Source organism: Pantoea sp. GbtcB22 (assembly GCF_019091025.1).
In the GTDB taxonomy this organism is placed as follows: Bacteria; Pseudomonadota; Gammaproteobacteria; order Enterobacterales; family Enterobacteriaceae; genus Pantoea; species Pantoea leporis.
On sequence record NZ_JAGXKB010000003.1, the window covers coordinates 398,916 to 411,524 of the forward strand.

The 12,609-nt window shown below is 53.0% G+C and carries 12 protein-coding genes and 6 tRNA genes; 11 read left to right on the forward strand and 7 right to left on the reverse strand.

From position 1 onward, the window contains the following. Window position 1: 1 nt before the first annotated feature. Together KVT28_RS13390 and KVT28_RS13395 are read right to left on the reverse strand one after the other, a co-directional pair. Window positions 2-77: transfer RNA gene (locus tag KVT28_RS13390), tRNA-Ala, on the reverse strand. Window positions 78-119: 42 nt separating this feature from the next. Next, window positions 120-195 (reverse strand) — tRNA-Ala (locus KVT28_RS13395). Between the two features lie 362 nt (window positions 196-557). On the opposite strand from KVT28_RS13395, the gene KVT28_RS13400 reads away from it, so the two are divergent. Together KVT28_RS13400 and KVT28_RS13405 are read left to right on the forward strand one after the other, a co-directional pair. Beyond that, entirely contained in the window at window positions 558-1,346 is a 789-nt protein-coding gene (locus KVT28_RS13400) for a formate/nitrite transporter family protein (RefSeq protein WP_101763587.1), read from the forward strand. Between the two features lie 111 nt (window positions 1,347-1,457). Next, window positions 1,458-1,811, forward strand: a complete 354-nt coding sequence (locus KVT28_RS13405) for a YfeC-like transcriptional regulator (RefSeq protein ID WP_110866524.1) — start codon at window positions 1,458-1,460, stop codon at window positions 1,809-1,811. Window positions 1,812-1,846: 35 nt separating this feature from the next. On the opposite strand, the gene gltX is transcribed toward KVT28_RS13405, so the two are convergent. Then, on the reverse strand, window positions 1,847-3,268 hold the full coding sequence (gltX, locus tag KVT28_RS13410; RefSeq protein ID WP_101763585.1) for a glutamate--tRNA ligase: 1,422 nt from the start codon (window positions 3,266-3,268) through the stop codon (window positions 1,847-1,849). Between the two features lie 273 nt (window positions 3,269-3,541). Between gltX and KVT28_RS13415 the strand changes: the two genes are divergently transcribed. The 5 genes from KVT28_RS13415 (at window position 3,542) to KVT28_RS13435 (ending at window position 4,430) form a co-directional block, all read left to right on the forward strand. Next, a tRNA-Val gene (locus KVT28_RS13415) sits at window positions 3,542-3,617 on the forward strand. A 49-nt stretch (window positions 3,618-3,666) separates the two neighbouring features. Beyond that, window positions 3,667-3,742, forward strand: a tRNA-Val gene (locus tag KVT28_RS13420). A gap of 41 nt (window positions 3,743-3,783) precedes the next feature. Then, a tRNA-Val gene (locus KVT28_RS13425) sits at window positions 3,784-3,859 on the forward strand. A 4-nt stretch (window positions 3,860-3,863) separates the two neighbouring features. Next, window positions 3,864-3,939 (forward strand) — tRNA-Lys (locus KVT28_RS13430). Between the two features lie 161 nt (window positions 3,940-4,100). Then, complete coding sequence (locus KVT28_RS13435; protein WP_101763584.1) at window positions 4,101-4,430, forward strand: FlxA-like family protein; 330 nt, start codon at window positions 4,101-4,103, stop codon at window positions 4,428-4,430. On the opposite strand, the gene KVT28_RS13440 is transcribed toward KVT28_RS13435, so the two are convergent. Further along, complete coding sequence (locus KVT28_RS13440) at window positions 4,427-5,347, reverse strand: LysR family transcriptional regulator (protein WP_101763583.1); 921 nt, start codon at window positions 5,345-5,347, stop codon at window positions 4,427-4,429. The two genes, KVT28_RS13435 and KVT28_RS13440, sit on opposite strands and share 4 nt — an antisense overlap. A gap of 101 nt (window positions 5,348-5,448) precedes the next feature. Between KVT28_RS13440 and KVT28_RS13445 the strand changes: the two genes are divergently transcribed. Next, the gene (locus KVT28_RS13445; RefSeq protein ID WP_101763582.1) at window positions 5,449-6,450 is read left to right on the forward strand and encodes a bile acid:sodium symporter family protein; all 1,002 of its coding nucleotides are present in this window, start codon (window positions 5,449-5,451) and stop codon (window positions 6,448-6,450) included. Window positions 6,451-6,482: 32 nt separating this feature from the next. Here the strand turns inward: KVT28_RS13445 and KVT28_RS13450 are convergent, their stop codons facing one another. The 3 genes from KVT28_RS13450 to zipA form a co-directional block, all read right to left on the reverse strand. Beyond that, window positions 6,483-6,701: a DUF3820 family protein gene (locus tag KVT28_RS13450; protein ID WP_101763581.1), complete on the reverse strand. Its 219-nt coding sequence runs from the start codon at window positions 6,699-6,701 to the stop codon at window positions 6,483-6,485. Window position 6,702: 1 nt separating this feature from the next. After that, window positions 6,703-8,721, reverse strand: coding sequence for an NAD-dependent DNA ligase LigA (ligA, locus tag KVT28_RS13455; RefSeq protein WP_217548922.1), 2,019 nt, complete (start codon window positions 8,719-8,721; stop codon window positions 6,703-6,705). A gap of 68 nt (window positions 8,722-8,789) precedes the next feature. Next, entirely contained in the window at window positions 8,790-9,767 is a 978-nt protein-coding gene (gene zipA / locus KVT28_RS13460; RefSeq protein WP_137386242.1) for a cell division protein ZipA, read from the reverse strand. Between the two features lie 217 nt (window positions 9,768-9,984). Between zipA and cysZ the strand changes: the two genes are divergently transcribed. The 3 genes from cysZ to ptsH all read left to right on the forward strand — a co-directional run bounded on the left by cysZ (window position 9,985) and on the right by ptsH (window position 12,501). Beyond that, window positions 9,985-10,743, forward strand: coding sequence for a sulfate transporter CysZ (gene cysZ, locus KVT28_RS13465; protein ID WP_101763578.1), 759 nt, complete (start codon window positions 9,985-9,987; stop codon window positions 10,741-10,743). A 140-nt stretch (window positions 10,744-10,883) separates the two neighbouring features. Beyond that, on the forward strand, window positions 10,884-11,855 hold the full coding sequence (gene cysK / locus KVT28_RS13470; protein WP_101763577.1) for a cysteine synthase A: 972 nt from the start codon (window positions 10,884-10,886) through the stop codon (window positions 11,853-11,855). A gap of 388 nt (window positions 11,856-12,243) precedes the next feature. Continuing rightward, window positions 12,244-12,501 (forward strand): phosphocarrier protein Hpr, encoded by a 258-nt coding sequence (gene ptsH, locus KVT28_RS13475; RefSeq protein WP_101763576.1) that lies wholly within the window; start codon window positions 12,244-12,246, stop codon window positions 12,499-12,501. The last annotated feature ends 108 nt before the right edge of the window (window positions 12,502-12,609 follow it).

The window sequence follows — 12,609 nt, forward strand, 5'->3', positions numbered from 1 at the left end:
TTGGTGGAGATAAGCGGGATCGAACCGCTGACCTCTTGCATGCCATGCAAGCGCTCTCCCAGCTGAGCTATACCCCCACATCTGGAAATCATTTTTCGGTCAAACCGTTGGGAGCGGTTTGGTGGAGATAAGCGGGATCGAACCGCTGACCTCTTGCATGCCATGCAAGCGCTCTCCCAGCTGAGCTATACCCCCGAACCGAAAAACTGCCGAGTAAACTCGACGGACGGGATAATATGAAACCGCCCCTTGAGTGTCAACGTCAAATTCTCGTTCTGTGTTTGATCGCTGAAAAAGGCGTCAACCCCGCGTCAGCATGGTTTTTTTTTCAACACGCCATCCCGCTGCGCGACTATTTATATGCACCATCCGGCAATGCTTCCCCTCTCCAACCTCAACCCTGCGTTAACTTTAGGTTAAAGATGTTAGAAGCAGTCTTGTTTTCGTTAAAAGTGCGTGTAAAACTTAGCGCGCTAATTAACCGGTCATCCTACCAGGGTGTTCTCTCAATGACCGGCCAGCAACGTCCCCATTAATCCATAAAAGAAAAGTGAACTATGTCGCTGCATACACCTAAAGAGATCGCCCAACTGGCGATTCAAGCTGGCGTGGCTAAAAGCCGCCTGCCTATCTCCACCTTGTTGATTCTTGGCTTTATGGCCGGTGCGTTTATCGCCACTGGCTTCCTGCTCGATCTGCATGTCATTAACCAACTGCCTGCTGAATGGGGTTCATTCGGCGTGCTACTCGGCGCTGCGGTGTTCCCGGTCGGGTTGATCATGACGGTACTGGCGGGCGGCGAGCTGCTGACCGGCAATATGATGACGATGCCCATCGCCTGGTTCGCTCGTCGCATCAGTGGCTTCAGCGTTCTGCGTAACTGGTTTTGGGTTACCCTCGCCAATTTCATTGGCAGCGTTGCGGTTGCATGGTTCTTTGGTCACATGCTGGGCATGACCGAAGGCGATTACCTGAAAAAAACCGTGGCGATTGCGCACGCAAAAGTGAATGCCGATTTCCTGCACGCCTTTATTTCCGGCGTGGGCTGCAACTGGCTGGTGTGTCTGGCGGTGTGGCTCGCCTTCGCCAGTAAAGATGTGGTAGGTAAAATTTTCGGTATGTGGTTCCCGGTGATGGCGTTCGTGGCGATTGGCTTCCAGCACGTCGTCGCAAACATGTTTATTGTTCCGGCAGCAATTTTTGCCGGGCAGATGAGCTGGGCGGAATTTGCGCCAAACGTGATCGCGGTGTTCCTCGGTAACGGCGTGGGCGGTGCAATTTTTGTTGGCCTCACCTATTTCATCGCTTTCCGTCCGGAACAACCCGCAGTGAGCCAGGCGCAATAACCTAATTTTGCCTTTTGTTGGAGAGCAGAAGGCATTTTCTGTTCAGGTTACTTTTCCCCGTTACGTTTTGTTGTAATATGTAGAACTAATGTATTTAACAGGGACAGCATCGTGAAAAAGGAATGGCTAACCCCCGAGGAGCTCGCGCAGGAAACGGGCTACAGTCGGCAAACGGTGAATAAATGGATCAAGCGTGAAAACTGGACAACCACGCCAAAGCCCGGTGTTCAGGGCGGTAAAGCGCGATTGATCCATATAGATGAGCGCGTAAAGAGCTTTGTTCAATCCACCCGCCACGCGAACGAACCGGCGGCTAATTACGGTGCACAACAAAATACGTTACCTGCGTTATTAATAAATTCTGTCCAGCAAATGACGGCAGCGGAGCAAGAGCAATTTGCGGCGTTGTTGTTGCGGGAGGGAATTCGAGGCGTACTGGAACGTCTGGGGATTCAGGAAGAATAAATAAGCCGGAAGCAGATGCTTCCGGCTTTTTCACATTATGCGTTTGCTTCGCGCTCCGCGATGAATGCCAGCGCTTTTTCGATTCGCGCAACGCTGCGGCTGCGACCAATCGCTTCCACCGTCACATCCAGCGCCGGTGACTGACCAGAACCGGTCACCGCTACACGCAGTGGCATACCGACTTTGCCCATCCCCAGCTCCAGCTCATCTGCCGCAGACTGAATTGCATGATGCACATTCTCTGCGTTCCAGTTGCTGTCGCTGATTGCAGCCAGTTTGTCGCGCACCACTTCCAGCGGCTGACGCGCGACCGGACGCAGATGCTTCTTCGCCGCGTCAGCATCAAAGGCTTCAAACTCTTCATAGAAGTAACGGCAAGATGCCGCAATCTCTACCAGGGTTTTGCAACGCTCGCCCAGTAAGGTAACCAGCTTTGCCAACTCCGGACCGGTGCGGGTATCAATCTTCTGCTGCTCAATATGCCATTGCAGCTGCGTAGCAACGTACTCCGGCGGCAGCGTATTAATGTAGTGATGATTTAGCCACTGCAGTTTTTCAGTATTGAAAGCACTGGCCGACTTACTCACGGCATCCAGAGTGAACAGCTCTGCCATTTCCGGCACGCTGAAAATTTCCTGATCGCCATGTGACCAGCCAAGACGTACCAGATAGTTGAGCAGCGCTTCCGGCAAATAACCGTCATCACGATACTGCATCACGCCAACAGCGCCATGACGTTTGGACAACTTCTTACTGTCATCGCCCAGGATCATTGATACGTGCGCGTAAGTTGGCACTTCTGCACCGATCGCTTTCAGGATATTGATCTGGCGTGGCGTGTTGTTGATATGGTCTTCACCACGAATCACGTGAGTGATGCCCATATCCCAGTCATCCACCACCACACAGAAGTTATAGGTGGGTGAACCGTCGGTACGACGAATGATCAGGTCATCCAGTTCCTGGTTGCTGAATTCAATCGGACCACGAATCTGATCGTCAAAGATGACAGAACCGTCCTGCGGGTTGCGGAAGCGCACCACGCACGGTTCATCAGCGGCGTGATGTTCATGGCTGTCGCGGCAGCGGCCGTCATAACGCGGCTTTTCGCCTTTTTCCATCTGCTCTTCACGCAGCGCATCGAGACGTTCTTTGCTGCAGTAGCATTTATAGGCCGTGCCCGCTTCCAGCATGTCGTCGATCACCGCGTTGTAGCGATCAAAACGCTTGGTCTGATAATACGGACCTTCATCCCAGTTAAGGCTCAGCCAGTTCATACCATCCATGATGGCTTCAATGGCTTCCGGTGTGGAACGCTCCAGATCGGTATCTTCGATACGCAGAACGAATTCGCCTTTGTTATGGCGAGCATAAAGCCAGGAGTAAAGAGCAGTACGAGCACCGCCTACGTGCAGATAGCCCGTTGGGCTGGGTGCGAAGCGAGTTTTGATTTTCATTCAGCATTGCCTTAAATGCGCAGGTTTCATTGTCTGGATGACAAAAAAACGGGTTAACGCGAAAAAACAGTGCGCACATTCTAGCAGGTGAGGCTGATTCCTCAATGATTGTCGCGGTGGCATCCCGGTTTGCTGTGCGCTTTTCTGCTAATAAAACCAGCACATTGGCGAAAAGCGCCCCACGATGATTATTTTTAAAGCGAACGCACATTTAAGTTTTAAAAACCGTTGACTCACTTTGAAGGATCCCTATAATGCGACTCCACACAGCGGGGGTGATTAGCTCAGTTGGTAGAGCATCTCCCTTACAAGGAGGGGGTCGGCGGTTCGAGCCCGTCATCACCCACCACTCTTTAGAAGGTTTAAAGATGGCCCGCAGTGAACAAGAGATAAGATATGGGTGATTAGCTCAGTTGGTAGAGCATCTCCCTTACAAGGAGGGGGTCGGCGGTTCGAGCCCGTCATCACCCACCATATCTTAGTCAGATGACACTCTTGTTAAGCAGTACCGAAGTGGGTGATTAGCTCAGTTGGTAGAGCATCTCCCTTACAAGGAGGGGGTCGGCGGTTCGAGCCCGTCATCACCCACCACTTCGGGTCGTTAGCTCAGTTGGTAGAGCAGTTGACTTTTAATCAATTGGTCGCAGGTTCGAATCCTGCACGACCCACCAATGTAAAAAGGCGCCCTAAAGGCGCCTTTTTGCTATGCGTTAAATCTGTGGTTAATGCGCTAAATCCCAACGAACCCTTTTCGCAAGTTTAACACTCCCTGCCCTCAAGCCTCCTTATACTCTGACCGATAACGATAATGGTCTATTGCAAGGAGAAAACCATGTCTATATCCAGCGTAGGTAGTGTCAGCACCGCAAGTAGCGGCGGCGGTTCCACCTCAGAAATCGCCAGCCTCTATAAACAGATTCAATCCATCACTAAGCAGCTGAAAGATCTTTCCAGCGACGATACGCTCACCGATGAGCAAAAGTCTGAACAGGAGCAGATGCTGCAATCACAGATTCAAATGATTGAAGCGCAAATCGCGCAAATTGAGCAGCAGCAAGCTGAGAAAGCGCAACAGAAACAGGAAGCACAGCAACCTGCGGCCACCAAAGCTGATGGTATTAACCGCCCAACTGATACCAATCAAATCAACGTGTACGTTTAAAACGCCGGCTTTAGCATGCGTTGTTGCGTCAGCAGGGCTGCCTGCTGGCGCACTTCCTGCCAGATCGCTTCTGCGGCGGGTGTCAGCGAGCGGTTTTTGCGCTTTATCAGCATCAGGCTGCGGTTAATTTCCGGATAAAGACGCCGCACCGTGAGTTTGCGTCCTGACGGCAACGGCAAGGCCAGCGCAGGCAGAATGCTGATGCCAATTCCCGCTTCCACCATCGGATAAAGCGTAGCGGGATGACCGATTTCCTGCACCACATGCACACTCAAAGCCAGCTGTTGCAGCGCGGCATCAACTAACACGCGACTGCCGGAAGCATAATCCTGTAGCACCATATTGCGTCCGGCCAGCATCGACCATTGCGCCTGTTCAATTTGCGCCAGCTCGTCATCTTCATGACACAGCAGTAAAAAAGGCTCCTGCAGAATCTCTTCGCTGTCGAAATCAGTGTCGTTGAGCGGGCCAATTACAATGCCAAAATCAACCTCCGCATTGCGTACGCTTTGCAGCACCCATTGCTGTACGCGGTCATGCAGGATAACGCGGATATCCGGATAGCGCTGCTGGCTGCTGGCCAGGCACTGCGGCATTAGATGGGCAGAAGGCGTTTGGCTGGCGGCAACACGCACCGTGCCGCTGCGCTGTTCGCCATAGCTGCGCACATCCAACACGGTGGTATTGAGGTCGTCCAGCAGACGATTAAGCCGTGTGGCCAGCTGCTGCCCCGCCTCGGTCAGCATTACTTCCCGCGTAGTGCGATCGAGCAAGCGCACGCCCATTTCAGCTTCCAGCTCTTTAATGCTATGGCTGACCGCCGACTGACTTAAACCAATCGCTTGGCCGGCCAGACTGAAGCTGCCGTGATGCGCCACCGCGACAAAGGTACGCAACTGACGTAAGGTGTAATTCATCGATATCGCTCATAGATTGATGCAATAAATCAATTTTATTTCTAAACCCAGCAGGCGCACAATCAGCACCATCATTTTTCTAAATTTACCGGATTTTAACAATGGGATTTTTACGCCTCGATCCGATGATGATTAAACTCATCATTACCGTGCTGCTGGCCAGCTTTATTCCTGCCAAAGGCGTCTTTGTCGATATCTTCGAATATCTGACCACTGCCGCCATCGCCCTGCTGTTCTTTATGCATGGCGCCAAACTGTCGCGCGAGAAGATCATTGCCGGCAGCAGCCACTGGCGTTTGCACTTGTGGATTATGTGCAGCACCTTTGTGATTTTCCCGATTATTGGTTTGCTGATTGTCTGGTGGCATCCGGTTAACGTCAGCCCGGAGATTTACACCGGCTTTATCTATCTGTGTATTCTGCCAGCGACCGTGCAATCCTCAATCGCCTTCACCTCAATGGCGGGCGGCAACGTCGCCGCTGCGGTCTGTGCGGCTTCAGCCTCCAGCCTGCTCGGCGTATTTGTCTCGCCGCTGCTGGTGAATTTGGTGATGAATGTGCACAGCGAAATGCCGGGCAACGGTCTGGAGCAGATTGGCAAAATTATGCTGCAACTGCTGGTGCCGTTTGTTTTAGGACATCTGTCGCGTCGCTGGATTGGCGCGTGGGTCGAGAAGCATCGCAGCCTGATTGGTAAAACCGACCAAACCTCGATTCTGCTGGTGGTTTACTCCGCCTTCAGTGAAGCGGTGGTGAACGGCATTTGGCATCGCGTGGGCGTGGATACCTTGCTGTGGATTCTGGTTGGCAGCGTGCTGGTGCTGTTTATCGCACTGGCGATTAACCTGGCGGCATCGCGCCTGTTTGGCTTCAGCCGTGCGGACGAGATTGTGGTGCTGTTCTGTGGCTCGAAAAAGAGTCTGGCGAACGGTGTCCCGATGGCCAACATCCTGTTCCCAGCCAGTTCCGTGGGGATAATCGTGCTGCCGCTGATGATTTTCCATCAGGTGCAGTTAATGGTGTGTTCTTTCATTGCCCAGCGCTACAAAGCCGGCAATGAAAAACGGCTGGCGCAGCAGCAAGTTGAAGCGCAGAAGTCCTAAATAAAACGGCCCGCAAAAAGCGGGCCGTTTTATTATTCATTGCGCTTGAGTGGTTTGATTAAACCTTCCAGCCCTTCGATCTTGATGGTCAGCGTCAGCTGCATCAATTCGCCTAACTTACCGGCCGGGAATTCATCTTTGCGAGCGAACCACAGCAAATACTCCTCCGGCACATCAATCAGCGCTCTGCCCTTGTACTTGCCGAACGGCATCACGGTATTGGCGATTTCAACCAGTTGCTGTTTATCCACATTACGCTCCGAGCAGGCGAATCATTTCCGCTTCGTCGATCACCGGAATGCCGAGCTCCTGCGCTTTCGCCAGCTTGGAACCGGCCGCTTCCCCCGCAATCAGCAAATCGGTTTTCTTCGACACGCTACCGCTCACCTTAGCGCCCAACGCTACCAGACGCTCTTTGGCATCATCGCGATTCATCTGCGACAGAGAGCCGGTCAGTACCACGGTTTTACCGGCAAATGGACTATCAATTTCTTCGACATTGACCACTTCAACCTGCGGCCAGTGCACGCCAATCTCTTCAGTAAGATCGCGAATAACGGCGCGGTTGCTCTCTTCATCCATAAAGTTACGCACATGCGTCGCTACCACTTTGCCGACATCCTGCACTTCAATCAGCGCATCGAGATCGGCGTTCATCACCTTTTCCAGCTCGCCAAAGTGATTGGCAAGGTTGGCGGCAGTGGCTTCGCCCACTTCGCGAATACCCAGCGCATAGAGGAAACGTGCCAGCGTGGTGGATTTGGCCTTTTCCAGCGCATCAACCACGTTCTGAGCCGATTTAGGGCCCATGCGATCGAGTCCGGTTAGCTTACCGGCAGTAAGGCGGAACAGATCGGCTGGCGTTAAGACGTACTCTTTCTCCACCAACTGATCGATGATCTTATCGCCCATGCCATCGACATCCATCGCACGACGCGAAACGAAGTGTTTAAGTGCTTCTTTACGCTGCGCGCCACAAATCAGGCCGCCGGTGCAGCGCGTCACAACTTCACCTTCCACGCGTTCAACGTCTGAACCGCACACCGGGCAATGACCTGGGAAGACGATTTCACGCGTCTCTGCCGGGCGCTCCGATTCCACCACGTTGACCACTTGCGGAATCACGTCACCGGCGCGGCGAATCACCACCTTGTCGCCAATGCGCAAACCCAGTCGGGCAATTTCATCGGCGTTGTGCAGCGTGGCATTACTTACCACAACGCCCGCAACCTGAACCGGCTCCAGACGCGCGACGGGCGTAATCGCGCCGGTGCGGCCCACCTGGAATTCGACATCGCGCACGAACGTCATCTGTTCCTGCGCCGGGAATTTAAAGGCCACAGCCCAGCGCGGCGCTCGCGCCACAAAGCCGAGCTGCTCCTGCAGCGCCTGCGAATCGACCTTGATAACCACGCCATCGATATCGAAGCCGAGCGACGGGCGCTCCTGCTCAACCTGACGATAAAACGCCAGCACTTCATCGGCGCTGTGTGCCAGGCGAATACGATCGGTGACTGGCAATCCCCACGCCTTAAACTGTTGCAGACGTTGCCAATGGCTGGCAGGCATTTCACCGCCTTCCAGCAGACCAAAACCGTAGCAGAAGAAGGTCAGTGGACGTTTAGCGGTGATGCGTGGATCGAGCTGGCGCAGTGAACCGGCTGCGGCGTTGCGTGGGTTAGCAAAGACTTTCGCGCCGGTGCGACGCGCTTCTTCATTCAGCTTTTCAAAACCGCTTTCGGTGATAAACACTTCGCCACGCACTTCAACGCGTGCGGGGATGTTATCGCCATGCAGACGCAGCGGAATGGCGTGAATTGTGCGCACGTTCGCCGTGATGTTCTCGCCGGTGGTACCATCTCCGCGCGTCGCCGCACGCACCAGCAGGCCATCTTCATACAGCAAGCTCACGGCTAGACCATCCAGCTTGAGCTCGCAGCAGTAAGTCAATTCGTCAGTGCTTTTAAGGCGATCCTGCACGCGTTTATTAAAGGCAAGGAAGCCCGCTTCATCAAAGGTGTTGTCCAGCGATAACATCGGCACTTCATGACGCACTTGCTCAAAAGCCGCCAGCGGTGCCGCACCCACGCGTTGGGTGGGTGAATCAGGGGTGATCAAATCAGGATGTGCGCTTTCCAGCTCGCGCAGCTGAACCATCAATCGGTCATACTCTGCATCCGGAATTTCCGGCGTATCCATCACGTGGTAGAGATATTCGTGGTGACGTAACGTGGTGCGCAGCGCGGTGATCTGCTCCTGAACCGATTTCATAGTCTCTTATCCGATAAAAAACCCCCGACAGGCGGGGGTTATACTTGTTTTGACTCAGCTAGCGGCGATTAACCGATAACTTCGCGAATACGCGTTTTGTAGGTTTCCAGCTTCTGCGGCGTCATCATGCGACGCTCATCATCCAGCACCACGCCGCCTACATCATCAGCGATACGCTGCGCGGATTGCAGCATCAGCTTGAAGTTCTGATTCGCATCGCCGTACGACGGCACCATCATGAAGATCGAGACGCCAGGCGTAGAGAAATTCCCCATTTGATCCGGATCGAATGAACCCGGCTTCACCATGTTCGCCAGGCTAAACAGCACCGGACCGCTGCCGGCTGGGCTAAGATGGCGATGGAAAATGTTCATCTCACCAAACTGGAATCCGGCTTGCAGGATGCCCTGCAACAGCGCTTCACCGTTCAGTTCGCCGCCCGCATGTGCAGCGACGTGCAGCACTAATACGGCCTCTTTTTTACTGCCAGGCGCAGCAGCCGCTGGCTGTGGCGCTTCTGGTTGATGTGCAACTGGCGCTTCAGGTTCGAATTCTGGCTCTTCTGCGGCGAGGAATTCAGGTGCAGGTTGAGTCGCGGAAAGCGGTTCGTTATCCAGCAAAGGATCGGCCTGAATTGGTTGTGGTGCAGGCGCTGGCGCTGGCTTCGCCACTGGCGCTTGCGGCGCAGCCGGCTTACGCACGTCTGGCTCGTTATCCAGCAGCGGATCGCCTAATAATGGGTCAGCCTGACGTGATGCCGGTTGACGTACAGGTTCAGGCGCACGCGGCGCGCTCGCTGGACGTGCAGTGAATTCAGGTTCTTCATCCGCATCACGAGGACGACGTACACGGACTTCGCCGACGCCATCATCTTCTTCGCTCAGCAGATCTTCATCGGCTTCTTCGCGCTGTTTCAGACGTTTGTGCGGGCGATCACGAAACACGGAGGAGCGCTCTTTACGGCTGGTCCACAGTCCATGAAGTAGCAGCGCTATTATGGCGATCGCGCCAACAACGATTAATATCAGACGCAAATCCTGCATCATTGTATTCTCTGTTGTTCCAATACCTTGCCACCACGGCAAACTTTATCCTCTAACTGTATTTGCCCAGCTAAACAAGTGCAAGTCTGTGCAGTATTTTCTGACAAATTAGATAGCTGCCCCACGCTTTTTTGCTGTTTTTTCGCGCAAACACTGCCTGAAGCCGATAAAAAGCCAGGTTATGATGGTCGCGCCGCTATATTTAGGAGAAAGGCTCGCTATGCCCGCAGGAAATTCGGTCTCAACATTTAATGGTGTTCACTACTTCGCTGAAGGATGGAAACTGGTGCGCCTGCCCGGCATTCGTCGCTATGTCATCATGCCGCTACTGATCAACATCGTGCTACTTGGCGGTGCCTTTATCTGGTTGTTTCAGCGCTTGGGGCAGTGGATCCCGGCTTTAATGTCACATATCCCTGACTGGCTGCAGTGGCTGAGTTATCTGCTATGGCCGCTCTCAGTGATTTCGATTGTGTTGGTATTCAGTTACTTCTTTTCGACTCTGGCAAATCTGATTGCCGCGCCCTTCTGTGGCTTGCTCGCCGAGCAGCTTGAAGGGCGATTGACCGGAACGCCATTACCAGATAGCGGTTGGGTGGGCCTGATAAAAGACATACCGCGCATCATGAAGCGAGAGTTTCAGAAGCTCGGCTACTATTTGCCGCGTGCGCTTGGTTTGCTGTTGCTGCACTTTATCCCCGGCTTTGGACAAACGGTGGCGCCCGTTCTATGGTTTTTATTCAGTGCGTGGATGCTGTCCGTGCAGTATTGCGACTACCCATTTGATAACCACAAAGTGAGTTTCCAGCAGATGCGCCAGGCGTTGCGCCAGCACAAAAGCGCAAATATGCAATTTGGTGCGCTGGTTAGCCTGTTCACCATGATCCCGATTATCAATCTGGCGATTCTGCCGGTTGCGGTATGCGGTGCAACGGCCATGTGGGTGGATCGTTATCATGCACAACATGCACGCCGCTAAAGCTTTAAATCGTCTTATGCATTTTTGCGTAAGGCTTATGGTTGTGCGCTATATAGATATGCGATTTCTTTCCTTCCGCACATCATTAGAAAAGGTATGCTCTGAGGGTTCCCAATATTTCATACAGTTAAGGACGAGCTATGAGTAAGATCTATGAAGACAACTCTCTGACAATTGGTCATACGCCGCTGGTTCGACTGAACCGCATCGGTAACGGCCGCATTCTGGCTAAGGTCGAGTCGCGCAACCCGAGCTTCAGCATCAAATGCCGTATCGGTGCCAATATGATTTGGGACGCGGAAAAACGCGGTATTTTGAAGCCGGGCGTTGAGCTGGTTGAACCAACCAGCGGTAACACCGGTATTGCGCTGGCTTACGTCGCCGCAGCGCGCGGTTACAAGCTGACGCTAACCATGCCAGAAACCATGTCAATTGAGCGCCGCAAGCTGCTGAAAGCGCTGGGAGCTAACCTGGTGCTAACCGAAGGTCCTAAAGGCATGAAAGGTGCCATCGCGAAGGCGGAAGAGATTGTCGCCAGCGATCCGGACAAATATGTGCTGTTGCAGCAGTTCAGCAACCCAGCCAACCCGGAGATCCACGAAAAAACCACCGGTCCAGAAATTTGGGAAGACACCGACGGCGAAGTGGACGTGTTTATTGCGGGCGTGGGCACCGGCGGTACGCTGACAGGCGTGAGCCGCTACATCAAGAATACCAAAGGCAAGACCGAGTTGATTACCGTTGCCGTTGAGCCAACCGATTCACCGGTTATTGCTCAGGCGCTGGCGGGCGAAGAGATCAAACCAGGCCCACATAAAATCCAGGGCATCGGTGCCGGCTTCATTCCTGGCAACCTTGATCTGGAATTGATCGACCGCGTAGTGGCGATCACCAATGAAGAAGCCATTAGCACCGCCCGTAAGCTGATGGAAGAAGAAGGTATTTTAGCAGGTATCTCTTCAGGTGCTGCCGTTGCTGCCGCGCTGAAGCTGCAAGAAGATGAAGCCTTCGCCAACAAGAACATCGTGGTGATTCTGCCCTCCTCCGGCGAACGTTATTTAAGTACCGCGCTGTTTGCCGATCTCTTCACTGAGAAAGAACTTCAGCAGTGATGCTGAAAGTCTGAAACTGACGAAAAAAGCACCCGAATGGGTGCTTTTTTGTGGTGCAGATCTCACTTTTATCACCAGACAGATTGCTTTCAGTGATGCGGCTCTGGTATTTAAGCTTCCAATTATTTCGGTGCCTGAAATTAATCTGCCTTTGAAGTGGATCAAGCTGAATCGATTTACTGATTTGGCGAAACGGCGAATCACGGCATAATGAGAAGAGTGACGCATTCGTGCAGTTTTTGATCTGTCACTGTTAATGACGTACTCATTCGAGCGCATTTTATGGTGAGCTCAAAGCCATACCAGCGCACCTACACAGGCTAAAGTTACGGCTCCAGGCTAGACTTTAGATCCATAACACCAAACCTGATAAAGTTGGGGAAATAGAATGTTCCAGCAAGAAGTTACCATTACCGCACCTAACGGCCTTCATACTCGTCCTGCAGCCCAGTTCGTCAAAGAAGCAAAGGCTTTTAAGTCAGAAATCAATGTGACCTCTAATGGCAAATCTGCCAGCGCGAAAAGCCTGTTTAAACTGCAGACTTTGGGTCTGACTCAAGGTACGGTTGTTACGCTGTCTGCTGAAGGTGAAGACGAGCAGCAAGCGGTTGAGCACCTGGTCAAGCTGATGGCTGAGCTGGAGTAACCGGCTCAGTTCGCAACTAAACCGACCCCTTTGCCCCATTGAGTGCAAATATCTTGATCGCGGACAATCTGTCCGCGTTATTGCATCTTTAGAGTACTGCTCCGCGAC

What these genes read in the sequence shown, in the direction of transcription:
- KVT28_RS13445 (WP_101763582.1), top strand. Translation starts at nt 5,449, where the DNA reads ATGGGATTTTTACGCCTCGATCCGATGATGATTAAACTCATCATTACC.
- KVT28_RS13435 (WP_101763584.1), top strand. Translation starts at nt 4,101, where the DNA reads ATGTCTATATCCAGCGTAGGTAGTGTCAGCACCGCAAGTAGCGGCGGC.
- KVT28_RS13400 (WP_101763587.1), top strand. Translation starts at nt 558, where the DNA reads ATGTCGCTGCATACACCTAAAGAGATCGCCCAACTGGCGATTCAAGCT.
- KVT28_RS13440 (WP_101763583.1), bottom strand. Translation starts at nt 5,347, where the DNA reads ATGAATTACACCTTACGTCAGTTGCGTACCTTTGTCGCGGTGGCGCAT.
- ptsH (WP_101763576.1), top strand. Translation starts at nt 12,244, where the DNA reads ATGTTCCAGCAAGAAGTTACCATTACCGCACCTAACGGCCTTCATACT.
- gltX (WP_101763585.1), bottom strand. Translation starts at nt 3,268, where the DNA reads ATGAAAATCAAAACTCGCTTCGCACCCAGCCCAACGGGCTATCTGCAC.
- ligA (WP_217548922.1), bottom strand. Translation starts at nt 8,721, where the DNA reads ATGAAATCGGTTCAGGAGCAGATCACCGCGCTGCGCACCACGTTACGT.
- zipA (WP_137386242.1), bottom strand. Translation starts at nt 9,767, where the DNA reads ATGATGCAGGATTTGCGTCTGATATTAATCGTTGTTGGCGCGATCGCC.
- cysK (WP_101763577.1), top strand. Translation starts at nt 10,884, where the DNA reads ATGAGTAAGATCTATGAAGACAACTCTCTGACAATTGGTCATACGCCG.
- cysZ (WP_101763578.1), top strand. Translation starts at nt 9,985, where the DNA reads ATGCCCGCAGGAAATTCGGTCTCAACATTTAATGGTGTTCACTACTTC.